Source organism: Atlantibacter hermannii (assembly GCF_009907385.1).
Lineage (GTDB): Bacteria > Pseudomonadota > Gammaproteobacteria > Enterobacterales > Enterobacteriaceae > Atlantibacter > Atlantibacter hermannii_A.
Genome location: NZ_JAAATR010000010.1, coordinates 43,297 through 58,624 on the forward strand (window position 1 = coordinate 43,297; position 15,328 = coordinate 58,624).

At 55.3% G+C, this 15,328-nt stretch carries 16 protein-coding genes; 12 read left to right on the forward strand and 4 right to left on the reverse strand.

Going from position 1 to position 15,328, the window contains the following annotated elements:
* Window positions 1–66: 66 nt before the first annotated feature.
* The gene (locus GV764_RS03455) at window positions 67–1,398 is read right to left on the reverse strand and encodes a hypothetical protein (protein WP_161658993.1); all 1,332 of its coding nucleotides are present in this window, start codon (window positions 1,396–1,398) and stop codon (window positions 67–69) included.
* 187 nt (window positions 1,399–1,585) lie between these two features.
* Between GV764_RS03455 and lptM the strand changes: the two genes are divergently transcribed.
* From lptM to corA, 8 genes are all read left to right on the forward strand, one after another.
* Entirely contained in the window at window positions 1,586–1,789 is a 204-nt protein-coding gene (lptM, locus tag GV764_RS03460) for an LPS translocon maturation chaperone LptM (RefSeq protein WP_161658994.1), read from the forward strand.
* A 37-nt stretch (window positions 1,790–1,826) separates the two neighbouring features.
* Complete coding sequence (dapF, locus tag GV764_RS03465) at window positions 1,827–2,651, forward strand: diaminopimelate epimerase (RefSeq protein WP_161658995.1); 825 nt, start codon at window positions 1,827–1,829, stop codon at window positions 2,649–2,651.
* On the forward strand, window positions 2,648–3,352 hold the full coding sequence (locus GV764_RS03470) for a DUF484 domain-containing protein (protein WP_161658996.1): 705 nt from the start codon (window positions 2,648–2,650) through the stop codon (window positions 3,350–3,352). Before dapF ends, GV764_RS03470 begins: the two co-directional genes overlap by 4 nt.
* A complete protein-coding gene (xerC, locus tag GV764_RS03475) occupies window positions 3,349–4,254 on the forward strand; it encodes a tyrosine recombinase XerC (RefSeq protein WP_161658997.1) in 906 nt (301 codons plus the stop codon). Before GV764_RS03470 ends, xerC begins: the two co-directional genes overlap by 4 nt.
* Window positions 4,254–4,970, forward strand: a complete 717-nt coding sequence (gene yigB / locus GV764_RS03480; protein WP_161658998.1) for a 5-amino-6-(5-phospho-D-ribitylamino)uracil phosphatase YigB — start codon at window positions 4,254–4,256, stop codon at window positions 4,968–4,970. The genes xerC and yigB overlap by 1 nt, the downstream gene beginning before the upstream one ends.
* Window positions 4,971–5,030: 60 nt before the next feature.
* Entirely contained in the window at window positions 5,031–7,193 is a 2,163-nt protein-coding gene (gene uvrD, locus GV764_RS03485) for a DNA helicase II (RefSeq protein WP_161658999.1), read from the forward strand.
* Window positions 7,194–7,340: 147 nt separating this feature from the next.
* A complete protein-coding gene (gene ysgD / locus GV764_RS22350) occupies window positions 7,341–7,397 on the forward strand; it encodes a YsgD/CorL family protein (RefSeq protein WP_350029113.1) in 57 nt (18 codons plus the stop codon).
* A 150-nt stretch (window positions 7,398–7,547) separates the two neighbouring features.
* Entirely contained in the window at window positions 7,548–8,498 is a 951-nt protein-coding gene (gene corA / locus GV764_RS03490) for a magnesium/cobalt transporter CorA (RefSeq protein WP_043866157.1), read from the forward strand.
* Between the two features lie 29 nt (window positions 8,499–8,527).
* On the opposite strand, the gene rarD is transcribed toward corA, so the two are convergent.
* Window positions 8,528–9,424: an EamA family transporter RarD gene (gene rarD / locus GV764_RS03495; RefSeq protein WP_161659000.1), complete on the reverse strand. Its 897-nt coding sequence runs from the start codon at window positions 9,422–9,424 to the stop codon at window positions 8,528–8,530.
* Window positions 9,425–9,474: 50 nt separating this feature from the next.
* The gene (gene yigI / locus GV764_RS03500; RefSeq protein ID WP_125295468.1) at window positions 9,475–9,945 is read right to left on the reverse strand and encodes an acyl-CoA thioesterase YigI; all 471 of its coding nucleotides are present in this window, start codon (window positions 9,943–9,945) and stop codon (window positions 9,475–9,477) included.
* Window positions 9,946–10,115: 170 nt separating this feature from the next.
* Here yigI and pldA point away from each other — a divergent pair, with 170 nt between their 5' ends.
* The 3 genes from pldA to rhtC all read left to right on the forward strand — a co-directional run bounded on the left by pldA (window position 10,116) and on the right by rhtC (window position 13,564).
* A complete protein-coding gene (pldA, locus tag GV764_RS03505; protein ID WP_161659001.1) occupies window positions 10,116–10,985 on the forward strand; it encodes a phospholipase A in 870 nt (289 codons plus the stop codon).
* Between the two features lie 67 nt (window positions 10,986–11,052).
* Window positions 11,053–12,882 carry an ATP-dependent DNA helicase RecQ gene (gene recQ, locus GV764_RS03510; protein ID WP_161659002.1) on the forward strand — a complete coding sequence of 610 codons (1,830 nt, stop codon included), beginning with the start codon at window positions 11,053–11,055 and terminating at the stop codon, window positions 12,880–12,882.
* A 61-nt stretch (window positions 12,883–12,943) separates the two neighbouring features.
* Window positions 12,944–13,564 (forward strand): threonine export protein RhtC, encoded by a 621-nt coding sequence (rhtC, locus tag GV764_RS03515; RefSeq protein ID WP_161659003.1) that lies wholly within the window; start codon window positions 12,944–12,946, stop codon window positions 13,562–13,564.
* Here the strand turns inward: rhtC and rhtB are convergent, their stop codons facing one another.
* The gene (rhtB, locus tag GV764_RS03520) at window positions 13,565–14,185 is read right to left on the reverse strand and encodes a homoserine/homoserine lactone efflux protein (RefSeq protein WP_161659004.1); all 621 of its coding nucleotides are present in this window, start codon (window positions 14,183–14,185) and stop codon (window positions 13,565–13,567) included.
* A gap of 145 nt (window positions 14,186–14,330) precedes the next feature.
* On the opposite strand from rhtB, the gene pldB reads away from it, so the two are divergent.
* Window positions 14,331–15,323, forward strand: a complete 993-nt coding sequence (gene pldB, locus GV764_RS03525; RefSeq protein WP_161659005.1) for a lysophospholipase L2 — start codon at window positions 14,331–14,333, stop codon at window positions 15,321–15,323.
* Window positions 15,324–15,328: the final 5 nt, after the last annotated feature.

Sequence of the window (15,328 nt, forward strand, 5' to 3'; positions counted from 1 at the left end):
TCGTCAGTAAATCTCGCCATAAGATCATCTGAGAGGCGAGAGACACCGCTTCAGAATGTAGGCGCGTTATTTTGCAGGGGTAAATTTGGCATTAACGTCGTATCCACCCTCTGGGGTGATGAGTAATGGCCGCGATTCCCAGGCGTATTCATATTTAAGGTGTGCCAAATCCGGCTGGACAGTGACGAATCGATGAACAATATCTTTATAATCAAAAATATAAATATATTTGTTGTCGTGTGCGAAAAAGTTATAACCGTGCTTGTCTGGTTTATCGATTAACACAAGCGGGCCTGCTGTCTCCATCACCTGAACACCATTAATGGCAATGAAGTAAGCATGGCTTTTGCCAGCGTTGATACGTTTATCAATCTGTAAATCGGGCGCATCTAAAATGAGCGTTTCCAGTCGTCGCGCATCGTTACCGTCGTTTTTAATAATAAACAAGCGATCCCGATATTGTGCTGTCACGTTATTTATTTGGTGAAAACTTTCAGGATCATCGATATCAGCGATCTCTTCTACCTGACATTCACTGATGTGTTTGCGCCACATGACTTTCTTTTCCATTGCAGTAAATGCAAGGTCACACAGGTGGGATTTATAACCATCCAGCGTATAACGACTTACGCCATTAACATCTTTATAAACCAGTAATTCGCCGGGTATCCACCGTACGATTTCAAAAGAGTCAGGATCAGCACCGATTATGTGCCCATTAACGATAACCTGACGGATTGTTCGAACGATAGTATCTGTTGGGTAGGCGTAAAGGGTTTCACACGTGTTTCGAAGATAAAGGGGACCACGTTGATCCCATGATTTTTGCGCCACGATAGCGAAACCTTCCGTACTGCCCAGCCACTTGCCCTGGAAATAAAGGTTACGCAAATCTTTTACGATACCCTCAACAGGCGTTTGAGTGAGTTGATTGAAGTTGGGACGCTTAACGCCAGGGCTGTCATCGGTACGTTTTCCTTCAAAATAAAGACTGTATTTATCAGCAGCAAAGTGACCGAAAGCGCGAAAGCTAGCAATGTCTACACCAGGCGTACCTTTGGGATTTCGAATAATCTGCCCTGCCCATATAACAAAATGGCCGTCTGTATAATAAGAAAACTGTTTTATAGTGTGAAAGCCTGTAGAAATGATGTGGTCGGTATTGAGGTTTTCATCATTCCTGGGGGAGGTGTCTGTAACGCGTTGCAGACGGTTAAAGGATACTTCAGGCAAACGTGCCCGGATAAATGTTTCTTTATTATCTTCATGCTGGAGATAAACAGTACCGTGCTTATATTGCTGGAAGCTAAACGTTGTTTCTGTCGGACGGCATCCCCATGCCAGTGTGCTGAACATTATCAGCATACTTACCAGATAAGCATATCTTCTGTGCATCACGCGCTAACCCTGTGGAATTTATGAGGGGTTTACTGACGGTTATTATTGTGCAAAACCGGTAGCAAAACGTTGGGGTTTTCATCAAACATCCCATGTTTCGGAAACGACAAAGAACTCCCGCAAACTCTTGCTTTTGCGGCTTCTCCTGCGATGATAGAAAGCAAAGCATTAACTACAGGCATTCATAATGAAGAAAATTCTTTGCTCACTGGCCGTGGTGCTGGCGTTTGCAAGCCTTACGGGATGCGGCCTGAAAGGGCCTCTTTACTTTCCGCCAGCGGATAAAAAAGCTCCGCCGCCGACGCGTCCGGTGCAGGATAATACCCAATCCACCAACCCTGACCGTAACGATCGCGGCCAGAACAATCAGCCGACTCAGGTGATTTACTGATCGCTAACGATTTGTCACCGCGCTTACGGAGTGAAAAATGCAGTTTTCCAAAATGCATGGCCTGGGTAATGACTTTATGGTCGTCGACGCGGTCACACAGAACGTTTTCTTTTCGCCTGAACTCATCCGTCGCCTGGCGGATCGCCATCTTGGGGTGGGTTTTGATCAACTGCTGGTGGTGGAGCCGCCGTACGATCCCGATCTCGATTTTCATTACCGTATCTTTAATGCCGACGGCAGCGAGGTTTCCCAGTGCGGAAACGGCGCGCGCTGCTTCGCGCGGTTTGTGCGCCTGAAAGGGCTGACTAACAAGCGCGATATCCGTGTCAGCACCGCTAACGGGCGCATGGTGCTGACGGTCAACGAAGATGATTTAGTGCGAGTGAACATGGGCGAGCCGAATTTTGAGCCGTCCCAGGTGCCGTTTCGCGCCAACAAGGCGGAAAAGACCTATATCATGCGCGCCGCCGAGCAAACCATAATGTGCGGCGTGGTTTCCATGGGGAATCCGCACTGCGTTTTGCAGGTCGACAGCGTTGATACCGCCGCCGTCGAAACGCTCGGCCCGGTTCTGGAAAATCATGAGCGTTTTCCTGAGCGGGCGAATATTGGCTTTATGCAGGTGGTGACGACGAATCATATCCGGCTACGCGTTTTCGAACGCGGCGCGGGTGAAACCCAGGCTTGCGGCAGCGGCGCGTGTGCCGCGGTGGCGGTGGGGATCACCCAGGGGGTACTGGCCGAGCAGGTGCGTGTCGAGTTGCCTGGCGGCCTGCTGGATATCGCCTGGAAAGGGCCAGGGCATCCGCTGTATATGACGGGCCCGGCCGCTCATGTTTACGATGGATTTATACATTTATGAATAATATCGGGGAACCGCAAGCGCTCCTTGCCGAGATGGACGACAGCGCAGTCTGCGAATATCTGCTGCGCAACCCTGACTTCTTTATCCGTAACGCCGCGCTTGCCGAGCAAATGCGGGTGCCGCATCCGGTACGTGGAACGGTATCGCTGGTGGAATGGCATATGGCGCGCGCCAGAAACCATATCAATCAGCTTGAAGAAAATATGTCGCTGCTGATGGAGCAGGCCAGCGCCAATGAAGGGCTGTTTTACCGGCTGTTAAAGTTACAGGGACGGCTGGCGTCTGCGCCCAGTTTGCAGGAGATGCTCAATCGCCTGCACCGCTGGGCCAGAGAAATGGGGCTGGCGGGCGCGTCTGTACGCCTGTTCGCCGACAGCTGGCGCATCGGCGCGCCGTCGGACTTCACCCATCTGGCGCTGTCGCGGCAGGCGTTTGAGCCGCTGCGCATTCAGCGCCTGGGCCACGAAAGCCACTATCTCGGCCCGTTGAACGGGCCGGAACTGCTGGTGGTGTTGCCGGAAGCTAAAGCGATTGGTTCGGTGGCGATGTCGTTAATGGGCGGTGATGAAGCCCTGGGCGTGGTGCTGTTCACCAGCCGCGATCCGCAACACTATCAACCTGGCCAGGGCACTCAACTGCTCCATGAGCTGTCTCTGATGTTGCCGGAACTGCTGGAGCGTTGGGTTGAACGCGTATGACGCCGTCACCGTTACAGGACCCTGTCGATCGTTTTCTGCGCTACCTGAAAGTGGAGCGGCAGCTTAGCCCGCTGACCATTTTGAACTATGGTCGCCAGCTGGCTGCGATTATTACGCTGCTGGACGCCATGAAACTCACCCAGTGGCGGCAATGCGATGCCGCGATCGTTCGCAGCCTCGTGGTGCGCAGCCGTCGCGACGGCTTGCAGGCCACCAGCCTGGCGTTGCGCCTCTCCGCGTTACGCAGTTTCTTTAACTGGCTGGTAGGGCAGGGCGAACTGAACGCGAATCCGGCCAAAGGCATTTCCGCGCCGAAACCGCCGCGCCATCTGCCCAAAAATATCGACGTCGATGACGTTAACCAACTGCTGGATATCGATCTTAACGATCCGCTTGCAGTGCGCGATCGCGCCATGCTTGAAGTGATGTACGGCGCGGGCCTGCGTTTGTCGGAGCTGGTTAACCTGGACTGCCGCCACCTGGATTTATCCACCGGCGAAGTCTGGGTATTGGGCAAAGGCAGCAAAGAACGACGCCTGCCGACAGGTAAAAGCGCGCTGGCGTGGACGGAACACTGGCTTGATTTGCGCGGACTGTTTGGCCCCGAAGATGACGCGCTTTTCCTGGCGAAAACCGGCAAGCGTATCTCGGCGCGCAACGTTCAGAAACGCTTCGCCGAGTGGGGTATCAAACAGGGGCTGAACAGCCATGTCCACCCGCATAAACTGCGCCACTCGTTTGCTACCCATATGCTGGAATCGAGCGGCGATCTGCGCGGCGTACAGGAGTTGTTAGGGCATGCTAACCTCTCCACCACGCAAATCTATACCCACCTTGATTTCCAGCATCTGGCTTCGGTCTATGATGCCGCGCACCCACGCGCCAAACGAGGGAAGACGTAATGCATTTTTATCGCCCGCTGGGCACGATTTCCGCGCTCACCTTTGATCTGGACGACACGCTGTATGACAACGTGCCGGTCATCACGCGCACTGAACAGAAAGCGTTTGAATTTGTGCGTAATTTCCATCCATCGCTGAACGCGCTGGAGGCCGATGAATTTCACCGCGTTCGCCAGGCGCTGCGCCATGCCGAGCCGGAGATTTATCATGACGTCACAGAATGGCGTCGCCGTGCGGTAGAGCGCGCCATGCTCGACGCGGGGCTAAGCGAGCAAGAGGCGCGCAAGGGCGCGGATGCCGCGATGGAGAATTTCGCCTCCTGGCGCAGCCGTATCGACGTGCCGCAGGAAACGCACGACACCCTGAAAGCGCTGGCCAAAAAATGGCCGCTGGTGGCGATCACCAACGGCAACGCCGATCCGCAGCTGTTTGGTTTGGGTGGCTATTTCCAGTTTGTGCTGCGCGCCGGCCCGCATGGCCGCTCGAAACCGTTTAGCGACATGTATCACCTGGCGGCGGAAAAGCTGAATATCCGCCCCGGCGAGATCCTGCACGTGGGCGATGACCTCACCACCGACGTGGCGGGCGCTATCCGCAGCGGGGTGCAGGCATGCTGGATAAATCTGCGCGATGCCAGTCTGATGCGCGCCACCGACAGCCGCTTATTACCCCATGTAGAAATTTCACGGTTGGCATCCCTGACGGCACTGTTATAATTTCATCCACTCTGTATAAATTCACAGGGGTGTTTGCACCCCTCTTTCCCGGCGGTACCCATGGACGTTTCTTACCTGCTTGATGGCCTCAATGATAAACAGCGCGACGCCGTCGCAGCGCCGCGCACCAATATGCTGGTGCTGGCGGGCGCGGGCAGCGGTAAGACGCGTGTGCTGGTTCACCGTATCGCCTGGCTGATGATGGTGGAAAACGCGTCGCCGTATTCAATTATGGCGGTGACCTTTACCAACAAAGCGGCGGCGGAAATGCGTCACCGTATCGGCCAGATTATGGGCTCCAGCCAGGGCGGCATGTGGGTAGGGACGTTCCACGGTCTGGCGCACCGTCTGTTGCGTGCGCACCATATGGATGCCGGCTTGCCGCAGGATTTCCAGATCCTCGACAGCGAGGACCAGTTGCGCCTGCTGAAGCGCCTGATCAAGGCGATGAATCTGGACGAGAAGCAGTGGCCGCCGCGTCAGGCAATGTGGTTTATCAACGGCAAAAAAGACGAAGGGCTGCGCCCGCACCATATCCAGAGCTACGGCAACCCGGTCGAGCAGACCTGGCAGAAAGTGTATCAGGCCTATCAGGAAGCGTGCGATCGCGCCGGCCTGGTGGACTTCGCGGAACTGTTGCTGCGCGCTCACGAGCTGTGGCTCAACAAGCCGCATATCCTTAACCACTATCGCGAACGCTTTACCAATATTCTGGTGGACGAGTTCCAGGATACCAACAGCATTCAGTACGCGTGGATCCGCATTCTGGCGGGCGACACCGGCAAAGTGATGATCGTGGGCGATGATGACCAGTCGATCTATGGCTGGCGTGGGGCACAGGTCGAGAATATCCAGCGCTTCCTGAATGACTTCCCCGGCGCGGAAACCATCCGCCTGGAGCAGAACTATCGTTCTACCAACAATATCCTTAACGCCGCCAACGCCTTGATTTCCAATAATGCCGGGCGTCTCGGCAAAAATCTCTGGACCGACGGCAGCGACGGCGAGCCGATTTCTCTTTACTGCGCCTTTAACGAGCTGGATGAAGCGCGTTTTGTGGTAAACCGCATTAAAACCTGGCAGGAAAGCGGCGGCGCGCTGGAAAAATGCGCCATCCTCTATCGCAGCAACGCCCAGTCGCGCGTGCTGGAAGAGGCGCTGTTGCAGGCCAGCATGCCGTACCGTATTTACGGAGGGATGCGATTCTTCGAACGCCAGGAAATTAAAGACGCGCTCTCTTATTTACGGCTGATCGCTAACCGCAACGATGATGCGGCGTTTGAACGCGTGGTGAATACGCCAACGCGCGGCATCGGCGATCGTACTCTCGATGTGGTGCGCCAGACTTCGCGCGATCATCAGCTTACGCTGTGGCAGGCCAGCCGCCAGTTGTTGCAGGAAAAAGCGCTGGCCGGTCGCGCCGCCAGTGCGTTGCAGCGCTTCCATGAACTGATCGACGCGCTGGCGCATGAAACCGCCGACATGCCGCTCCACGTGCAAACTGACCGGGTGATTAAAGATTCCGGCCTGTGGATGATGTACGAGCAGGAGAAAGGCGAGAAAGGCCAGACCCGTATCGAAAACTTAGAGGAACTGGTGACGGCGACGCGTCAGTTCAGCTACAACGAAGAAGACGAAGATCTCATGCCGCTGCAGGCGTTTTTGTCCCATGCGGCGCTGGAAGCAGGCGAAGGGCAGGCGGATACCTGGCAGGACGCGGTCCAGCTGATGACCCTGCACTCCGCCAAAGGGCTGGAGTTCCCGCAGGTGTTTATTGTCGGCATGGAAGAGGGCATGTTCCCGAGCCAGATGTCGCTGGATGAAGGCGGGCGTCTGGAAGAAGAGCGCCGTCTTGCCTACGTTGGCGTAACCCGCGCGATGCAGAAACTGACCATCACCTATGCTGAGTCGCGTCGTCTGTACGGTAAAGAGACCTATCATCGTCCGTCGCGGTTTATCGGCGAACTGCCGGAAGCCTGTATTGAAGAGGTGCGTTTGCGCGCCAGTATCAGCCGCCCGGTGAGCCATCAGCGCATGGGTACGCCGATGGCGGAAAATGATTCCGGGTTTAAGCTGGGCCAGCGGGTGCGCCATGCCAAATTCGGCGAAGGCACCATCGTCAACCTCGAAGGCAGCGGCGAGCACAGCCGCTTGCAGATTGCGTTTCAGGGGCAGGGCATCAAGTGGCTGGTGGCCGCGTATGCGAAGCTGGAAACCGTGTAACTTTTAGATAAATCGCCCGATTTTTGATTCTTTACTAACCTTAAAGCATAACGGGCGTTTATTATCCGTGGGCGCGCCGTTGCGTGTTGACGCTAAATTTTTGCTGGCGTAACATGCGCCCACGATTATGCTAAGAGGACATTCGCCTTGGACACACCCAGTAGATGCTGGCTCACCGTCCTGTTCAACAGGAACAACTCCTAAGGCTATCCTCGTATGCTGATAGCCTTAGCGGTTGTCAGCGACTGCATTTCTCCCGTCGCGCTGAGTCAGGCTGTTTAATGGTCTGAAACCCCCTTTGTTTCTGTGTGCCAACCGAACTGTCCAGGATTTTTTGTATTGGGAGTCCCGGTCATGCTGAGCGCATTTCAACTGGAAAACAATCGTCTGTCTCGTCTGGAACTCGACGAGGCGCAAACCTTAACAAACTCAGTGTGGGTGGATTTGGTCGAACCGGATGACGATGAGCGTCTCCGGGTGCAATCTGAGCTGGGGCAAAGCCTGGCGACACGTCCTGAACTGGAAGACATCGAAGCATCCGCGCGTTTTTTTGAAGACGAAGATGGCCTGCACATTCACTCCTTTTTCTTCTTTGAAGATGCCGACGATCACGCCGGTAACTCCACCGTGGCGTTCACCATCCGCGATGGCCGCCTGTTTACCCTGCGTGAGCGCGAACTGCCCGCGTTCCGGCTTTACCGTATGCGCGCCCGCGCGCAGTCCATGACCGACGGTAACGCTTACGAGCTGTTGCTCGACCTGTTCGAAACCAAAATCGAGCAACTGGCGGATGAGATCGAGAACATCTACAGCGACCTGGAAAAGCTCAGCCGCGTCATTATGGAAGGGCATCAGGGCGATGAATATGATGAAGCGCTGTCAACGCTGGCAGAACTCGAGGACGTGGGCTGGAAAGTGCGTCTGTGCCTGATGGATACCCAGCGCGCGCTGAATTTTCTGGTGCGTAAAACCCGCTTGCCGGGGGGCCAGCTCGAACAGGCACGCGAGATCCTGCGCGATATCGAATCGCTGCTGCCGCATAACGAATCGCTGTTTCAGAAGGTGAACTTTTTAATGCAGGCGGCGATGGGTTTTATCAACATCGAGCAGAACCGGATCATCAAAATCTTCTCGGTGGTATCCGTGGTGTTCCTGCCGCCGACCCTGGTGGCTTCAAGCTACGGGATGAACTTTGAATTTATGCCGGAACTGCACTGGAGCTTCGGCTACCCTGCGGCCATCATCGCCATGATGCTCGCAGGGCTGGCGCCGTATCTTTACTTCAAACGCCGCAACTGGCTTTGACGCTCAGGCTCTCCTGGCGGCAGGGGAGCTTAATTGCCGATGCGCGTTCTGCGCTGCGTATACACCGCATCCATCACGAAAATCGCCAGCGCGACCCAGATAAACGCAAAGGTAACCATTTTGTCTTTGCCCGGCACTTCGTCGTAAAACACCACCGCCAGCACAAACATCAGCGTCGGACCGATGTACTGGAAAAAGCCCAGCGTGGAGAGGCGTAAACGCGTGGCGGCAGCGGTAAAGCACAGCAGGGGAATCGTCGTGACAATACCTGCCGCCATCAGCTCGAGATTCAGCGTCAGGGAATTCGCGCCCATATGGCTGGTTGGGCTGTCGGCAATGCCAAACAGGTAAATCGCGGCGACAGGCAACAGCCACAGCGTTTCGACCAGCATTCCGGTTTGCGCATCCACCCTAATCTTTTTACGCAGCAGCCCGTAAAGCGCGAAGCTGAACGCCAGCGCCAGCGCGATGATCGGCAGGGAACCAAAGGTCCAGAGCTGCACCAGCACGCCGCAGGCGGCCAGGCCGACGGCAACCCACTGCATACGGCGAAAACGTTCGCCGAGGAAAATCATCCCCAGCAGGATATTCACCAGCGGGTTGATAAAGTAACCCAGGCTGGCTTCCAGCAGATGATGGTTATTCACTGCCCAGATAAAGAGCAGCCAGTTACCGCCGATCAGCACGGCGCTTAACGCCAGTGCGAACACTTTCTTCGGCGTCTCGAACAGGCGCTTCAGGCCGCTCCACTGGCGGCTAACAGAAATCAGCGCCACCATAAAGAAGAACGACCAGATGACGCGGTGAGTCAGGATTTCATCGGCGGGAACGAAGTCGATCAGCTTGAAATACGCCGGGGCTATTCCCCAAATAAAATAAGCGGCAAGGGCGAAAAGAACCCCTTGCCGCGTCTGTTTTGCATCCATTAGTCACGCCCGTTATCAAAAAGTGAATGCATTTTAACAGCTAATACTATTTAACCAACCATATAGGTTGCTGTCGCGCTGGCGATATACACCTGCTCTTCGTTATGCAGTTCCACTCGTGCCACGGCGACTTTGTTACCGGCGCGCAGCAGGCTGCTGGTGGCGGTAAAGCGGGTGCCGCGGCCTGGGCGTAAATAATCGACGCGTAAATCAATGGTTCCCATGCGCGATAAACGCTGGCGCAGCTCTTCTTCGGTAATGGTTTCATGACGGGCCAGGGTGCTGCCCACGCATACCAGACCGGCCGCGACATCCAGCGCCGACGCGATCACCCCGCCGTGCAGAATGCTTTGCGCCCAGTTTCCGACCATCATCGGCTGGTTATTAAAGCAAAGCTCCGCATAGTCTTTTTCGTAGCGCATCAGCTCCAGGCCCAGCGTGCGGTTGAACGGCATGTGATAAACAAAAATTTCGCCGACCAACTGGAGCGCAGCTTCGTTAGTCAAAATTGTAGGGGACATCGGTTCCTTCCTCATTGGGATTTATTGTTAAATTGTTGTTGATTTTATGCTTATTTTTTGTTGTTTTCCAGATTCAGAAACCAGGACTAAGCAGTCGATAAATAAAAAGGTAGAATGTAATCCGGATAATAATTCAGCGGTTTTTTGATTTGTTCAGGAGAACAGGCCACATGGGCAAATTTCTGGGTTGGGTTGGGGGCGTATGTTTATTGCCGGGGGCGGCGTTAGCGCAGGAAGCCGTTGTTCAGGAAGTGCACGATACGCCCGCGGTTCGCGGCAGCATTATCGCGAATATGCTTCAGGAGCACGATAATCCGTTTACGCTTTACCCCTATGAGTCAAATTACCTGATCTACACGGTCACGGACGATCTGAATAAAGAAGCAATCGAAACCTACAATTGGTCCGATAATGCTCGCAAAGATGAAGTAAAGTTTCAGTTAAGTCTGGCGTTTCCACTATGGCGCGGTATCCTCGGGCCTAACTCGGTGTTGGGCGGCTCTTATACCCAGCGCTCATGGTGGCAGCTTTCCAACAGCGGCGAGTCTTCGCCGTTCCGTGAAACTAACTATGAGCCGCAGGCATTCTTAGGCTTCGCCACCGATTATCATTTTGCCGGCTGGACGCTGCGTGACGTTGAGTTTGGTTACAATCACCAGTCCAACGGTCGTTCAGACCCGACTTCACGTAGCTGGAACCGAATCTATACCCGCCTGATGGCGCAGAACAACAACTGGCTGGTGGAAGTGAAGCCCTGGTACGTGATGGGTAACACCGATGACAACCCGGATATCACCAAATATATGGGTTATTACCAGCTAAAAATCGGTTATCAACTGGGCGAGGCGATCCTGAGTGCGAAAGGGCAGTACAACTGGAATACCGGTTACGGCGGCGCAGAGCTCGGCTTCAGTTATCCGGTAACGAAGCACGTGCGCCTTTATACTCAGCTGTACAGCGGTTATGGCGAGTCGCTTATCGACTACAACTTTAACCAAACCCGCTTCGGCGTGGGCGTAATGCTTAACGATCTGTTCTAAGGGCATTGCAGTTTCCCCCGCAGGCGCTGAAAATAGCGCCTGTTTTATTTTAAGTGATGGAGTGAGCGTGGCGCAGGCAGAAGTAATGAATCAGGAGTCGCTGGCGAAACAGGTTTTGCAGGAAACCTTCGGCTACCAGCAGTTCCGCCCTGGCCAGGAAACCATCATTAATACCGTGCTGGACGGGCGCGATTGCCTGGTGGTGATGCCGACCGGCGGCGGGAAATCGCTGTGTTACCAGATCCCGGCGCTGGTGAAAAACGGTTTGACGGTGGTGGTCTCGCCGCTGATTTCACTGATGAAAGATCAGGTTGACCAACTGCTGGCCAATGGTGTGGCGGCGGCCTGTCTCAATTCCACACAAACTCGTGAAGAGCAGCAGGCCGTGATGGCAGGTTGCCGTACCGGGCAAATCCGTTTGCTGTATATCGCCCCTGAGCGCCTGATGCTCGACAATTTCCTCGACCAGCTTACTTTCTGGAATCCGGTGATGTTGGCGGTGGACGAGGCGCACTGTATCTCGCAGTGGGGGCACGATTTCCGTCGCGAGTACGCCTTATTAGGCCAGTTGCGCGATCGCTTTCCCAATGTGCCGTTTATGGCGCTCACCGCCACGGCGGATGAGACGACGCGCCGCGATATCGTGCATCTGCTTGGCCTGCACGATCCCCTGATCCAAATCAGCAGTTTTGACCGACCTAATATCCGCTACATGCTGATGGAGAAGTTCAAACCGCTCGATCAACTGATGCGCTATGTGCAGGACCAGCGCGGCAAATCGGGCATCATCTACTGCAACAGCCGGGCGAAGGTCGAAGATACCGCCGCGCGTCTGCAAAGCCGGGGCATCAGCGCGGCGGCCTATCACGCCGGGCTGGAAAACAACGTACGTGCCGAGGTGCAGGAGAAATTCCAGCGCGATGATTTACAAATCGTGGTGGCGACCGTGGCGTTCGGGATGGGTATCAACAAACCGAACGTGCGCTTCGTGGTGCACTTCGACATCCCCCGCAATATCGAATCCTATTATCAGGAAACAGGCCGCGCCGGGCGTGACGGGCTGCCCGCCGAAGCGATGCTGTTCTACGATCCGGCGGATATGGCCTGGCTGCGCCGCTGCCTTGAAGAAAAACCCGCAGGGCAACTTCAGGATATCGAGCGCCATAAACTCAACGCCATGGGCGCGTTTGCCGAAGCGCAAACCTGCCGCCGCCTGGTGCTGCTGAATTACTTTGGTGAAGGACGCCAGGAGCCGTGCGGCAACTGCGATATCTGCCTCGATCCGCCGAAGCAGTACGATGGTTTGCTGGATGCGCGTAAGGCGCTTTCGACGATTGGACGCGTCAACCAGCGTTTCGGGATGGGCTATGTGGTTGAAGTGCTGCGCGGCGCCAATAACCAGCGGATCCGCGATTTGGGTCATGACAAATTGCCCGTTTATGGCATCGGCAAAGATCAGAGCCATGAACACTGGGTGAGCATTATTCGCCAGCTCATTCATATGGGATTCGCTACCCAAAACATCGCTCAGCATTCAGCGTTACAGCTTACTGAAGCGGCACGCCCTGTGTTGCGCGGTGAAGTTGAACTGAAGCTGGCCGTACCGCGCGTTATCGCCCTGAAACCGCGCGTGGCGCAAAAATCCTATGGCGGTAATTACGATCGCAAGCTGTTCGCTAAACTGCGTAAGCTGCGTAAAGCCATTGCCGATGAAGAAAACATTCCGCCCTATGTCGTGTTTAACGACGCCACGCTGATTGAAATGGCCGAGCAAATGCCGCTCAGCCCCAGCGAGATGCTCAGCGTCAACGGCGTGGGGATGCGTAAACTGGAGCGCTTCGGAAAAGAGTTTATGGCGCTGATTCGCAGCCATGCGGATGGCGACGATGAAGAGTAGTCAAGGCCAGACAAACATGTCAGGATAGTTTCTCTCTTTATTGTTTGTCTGCGAGTCAATCATGTTAACGCTTTTCTTTACGGTGGCGCTGGTTCATCTGGTGGCGCTCATGAGTCCCGGCCCGGATTTCTTCTTTGTCTCTCAAACGGCGGTAAGCCGCTCGCGAAAAGAAGCCATGCTCGGCGTACTGGGCATTACCGCAGGCGTAATGGTCTGGTCCGGCGTGGCGCTGCTGGGTTTGCACATCATTCTCGAAAAAATGGCCTGGCTGCATAACATCATTATGGTGGGCGGTGGTTTGTATCTGTGCTGGATGGGCTATCAGATGCTGCGCGGCGCGATGAAGAAAAGTGACGCCCCTGCCCACGAACCCAAAGTTGAACTGGCGCGCGGCGGACGCAGCTTCCTGAAAGGTCTGCTGACGAATCTGGCAAACCCGAAAGCGATTATCTACTTCGGTAGCGTGTTCTCACTGTTTGTTGGCGATAATGTCGGTAGCGGTGAACGCTGGGGCATTTTCCTGCTGATCGCCCTGGAAACCTTCGCCTGGTTTACCCTGGTCGCCAGCCTGTTCGCCTTACCTGCGATGCGTCGCGGCTACCAGCGAATGGCGAAGTGGATCGACGGCGTAGCCGGCGCGCTGTTCGCCGGCTTCGGGCTGCATTTGATTATTTCTCGATAATTAACCCGGGCGCGCGCTGGCCAGTAGCGCGCCCACCAGCATAAACAGCGATCCAAACACCCGGTTCAGCGCCTTCATCTGCCTCGGTCCCTTGATCCACAGCGCGATGCGGGTGGCGAGGGTGGCATAACCAATCATCACAATGACATCGACAACAATAGTGGTTACGCCGAGGATCGCGTACTGCACGGTCTGCGGCTGATGCGGCACGATAAATTGCGGAAACAGCGCGGCAAGAAACACGATGCTTTTCGGGTTGGTTAAATTCACGAACACCGCGCGCCGGAACAGTTTGCGGCGCGGCTGGCTTTGCGCCAGAGTGTGTAAATCAATTGCGCCAGCGGCCCGCCACTGCTGAATGCCCAGCCAGATCAGATAGGCCGCGCCCGCCCACTTTAAAATCTCAAAAGCCATCAGGGAGCGGGAAAACAGCGCGCCGAGGCCCACTCCCACCAGTACAATGTGGATCGCCAGGCCGAGCTGTAGGCCAGTGATGGACGCAACCGCGCCGCGGTAGCCGTGGCTCATCGCCGTACTCATGGTGTTGATGGCCCCGGAACCGGGGGAAAGACTGAGGATGATTGTGGTGAGCAGATAGGTACACCACCATTCGAACGACATGGGAAACTCCCTGAATAAGCGCTTTTATGTCACAATACGCTATACCTTCTATCTTTCAAGTAGCCGACTCGCTGGCCGCGCAAACAAAGCAAGAAGCCGCATTTTTCACAGGTATTCACTCCGTAAAGTCAGGGCAGGGCATCCCATGATTGAGCACAAAAATGGATGGTATTCCCGGGAAAAAGCGTTTGCCGCTTTTACCATGGGCCCGCTCACGGCTTTCTGGCAGCAGCGCGAAGAAGATGAATTTACCGGTGTGGATGGCGTGGCGGTGCGCTTTGTGCGGTTTCGCGCGGCCAACCACGATCGGGTAGTGGTGATTTGTCCTGGCCGTATCGAAAGCTACGTCAAATATGCCGAGCTGGCGTGGGATCTGTTCCATTGCGGCTATGATGTATTAATTATCGATCACCGCGGTCAGGGGCGCTCCGGGCGGATGTTGTCCGATACCCATCGCGGGCACGTGGTGCGCTTTAGCGACTATGTGGACGATCTGGAACTGTTCTGGGAACAGGAAATCAGGGACGGCCCGTGGCGCAAGCGCTACGTGCTGGCGCACTCCATGGGCGGCGCGATATCCGCGCTGTTTTTAGAGCGTCGGCCGGACGCGTTTGACGCCATCGCCTTCTGCGCGCCGATGTTTGGTATTGTGCTGCGTCTGCCCGACTGGATGGTGCGCCAAATCCTTGACTGGGCGGAAGGTCACCAGCGTATCCGGGAAGGTTATGCTATTGGCACTGGCCGCTGGCGCGCGTTGCCGTTTGCGATTAACGTGTTGACCCACAGTCGGCAGCGCTATCGCCGCAATCTCCGTTTCTACGCCGATGAACCCACGTTGCGCGTAGGCGGGCCGACATACCATTGGGTAAGGGAAGGTATCCTTGCCGGAGAGCAGGTTTTAGCAGGGGCCACTGCGATGACCACGCCGACATTGCTTCTCCAGGCAGAAGAAGAACGTGTGGTGGATAACCGCATGCACGATCGCTTCTGTGACATTCGGGCCGCGGCGGGCCATCCCTGTTGGGGGGATAAACCTTTCGTCATCAACGGTGCGTACCATGAGATCCTGTTTGAAAAGGACGCTATGCGCGCCGAGGCGCTGAATGCCATCGTCGACTTTTTCGATGCGCATGATTAATTACT

Coding starts and splice junctions, on each gene's coding strand:
- rhtB (WP_161659004.1), bottom strand. CDS start 14,185: ATGTCGTTCGAATGGTGGTGTACCTATCTGCTCACCACAATCATCCTC.
- pldA (WP_161659001.1), top strand. CDS start 10,116: ATGGGCAAATTTCTGGGTTGGGTTGGGGGCGTATGTTTATTGCCGGGG.
- yigB (WP_161658998.1), top strand. CDS start 4,254: ATGCATTTTTATCGCCCGCTGGGCACGATTTCCGCGCTCACCTTTGAT.
- corA (WP_043866157.1), top strand. CDS start 7,548: ATGCTGAGCGCATTTCAACTGGAAAACAATCGTCTGTCTCGTCTGGAA.
- xerC (WP_161658997.1), top strand. CDS start 3,349: ATGACGCCGTCACCGTTACAGGACCCTGTCGATCGTTTTCTGCGCTAC.
- uvrD (WP_161658999.1), top strand. CDS start 5,031: ATGGACGTTTCTTACCTGCTTGATGGCCTCAATGATAAACAGCGCGAC.
- yigI (WP_125295468.1), bottom strand. CDS start 9,945: ATGTCCCCTACAATTTTGACTAACGAAGCTGCGCTCCAGTTGGTCGGC.
- GV764_RS03470 (WP_161658996.1), top strand. CDS start 2,648: ATGAATAATATCGGGGAACCGCAAGCGCTCCTTGCCGAGATGGACGAC.
- lptM (WP_161658994.1), top strand. CDS start 1,586: ATGAAGAAAATTCTTTGCTCACTGGCCGTGGTGCTGGCGTTTGCAAGC.
- rhtC (WP_161659003.1), top strand. CDS start 12,944: ATGTTAACGCTTTTCTTTACGGTGGCGCTGGTTCATCTGGTGGCGCTC.
- dapF (WP_161658995.1), top strand. CDS start 1,827: ATGCAGTTTTCCAAAATGCATGGCCTGGGTAATGACTTTATGGTCGTC.
- rarD (WP_161659000.1), bottom strand. CDS start 9,424: ATGGATGCAAAACAGACGCGGCAAGGGGTTCTTTTCGCCCTTGCCGCT.
- pldB (WP_161659005.1), top strand. CDS start 14,331: ATGATTGAGCACAAAAATGGATGGTATTCCCGGGAAAAAGCGTTTGCC.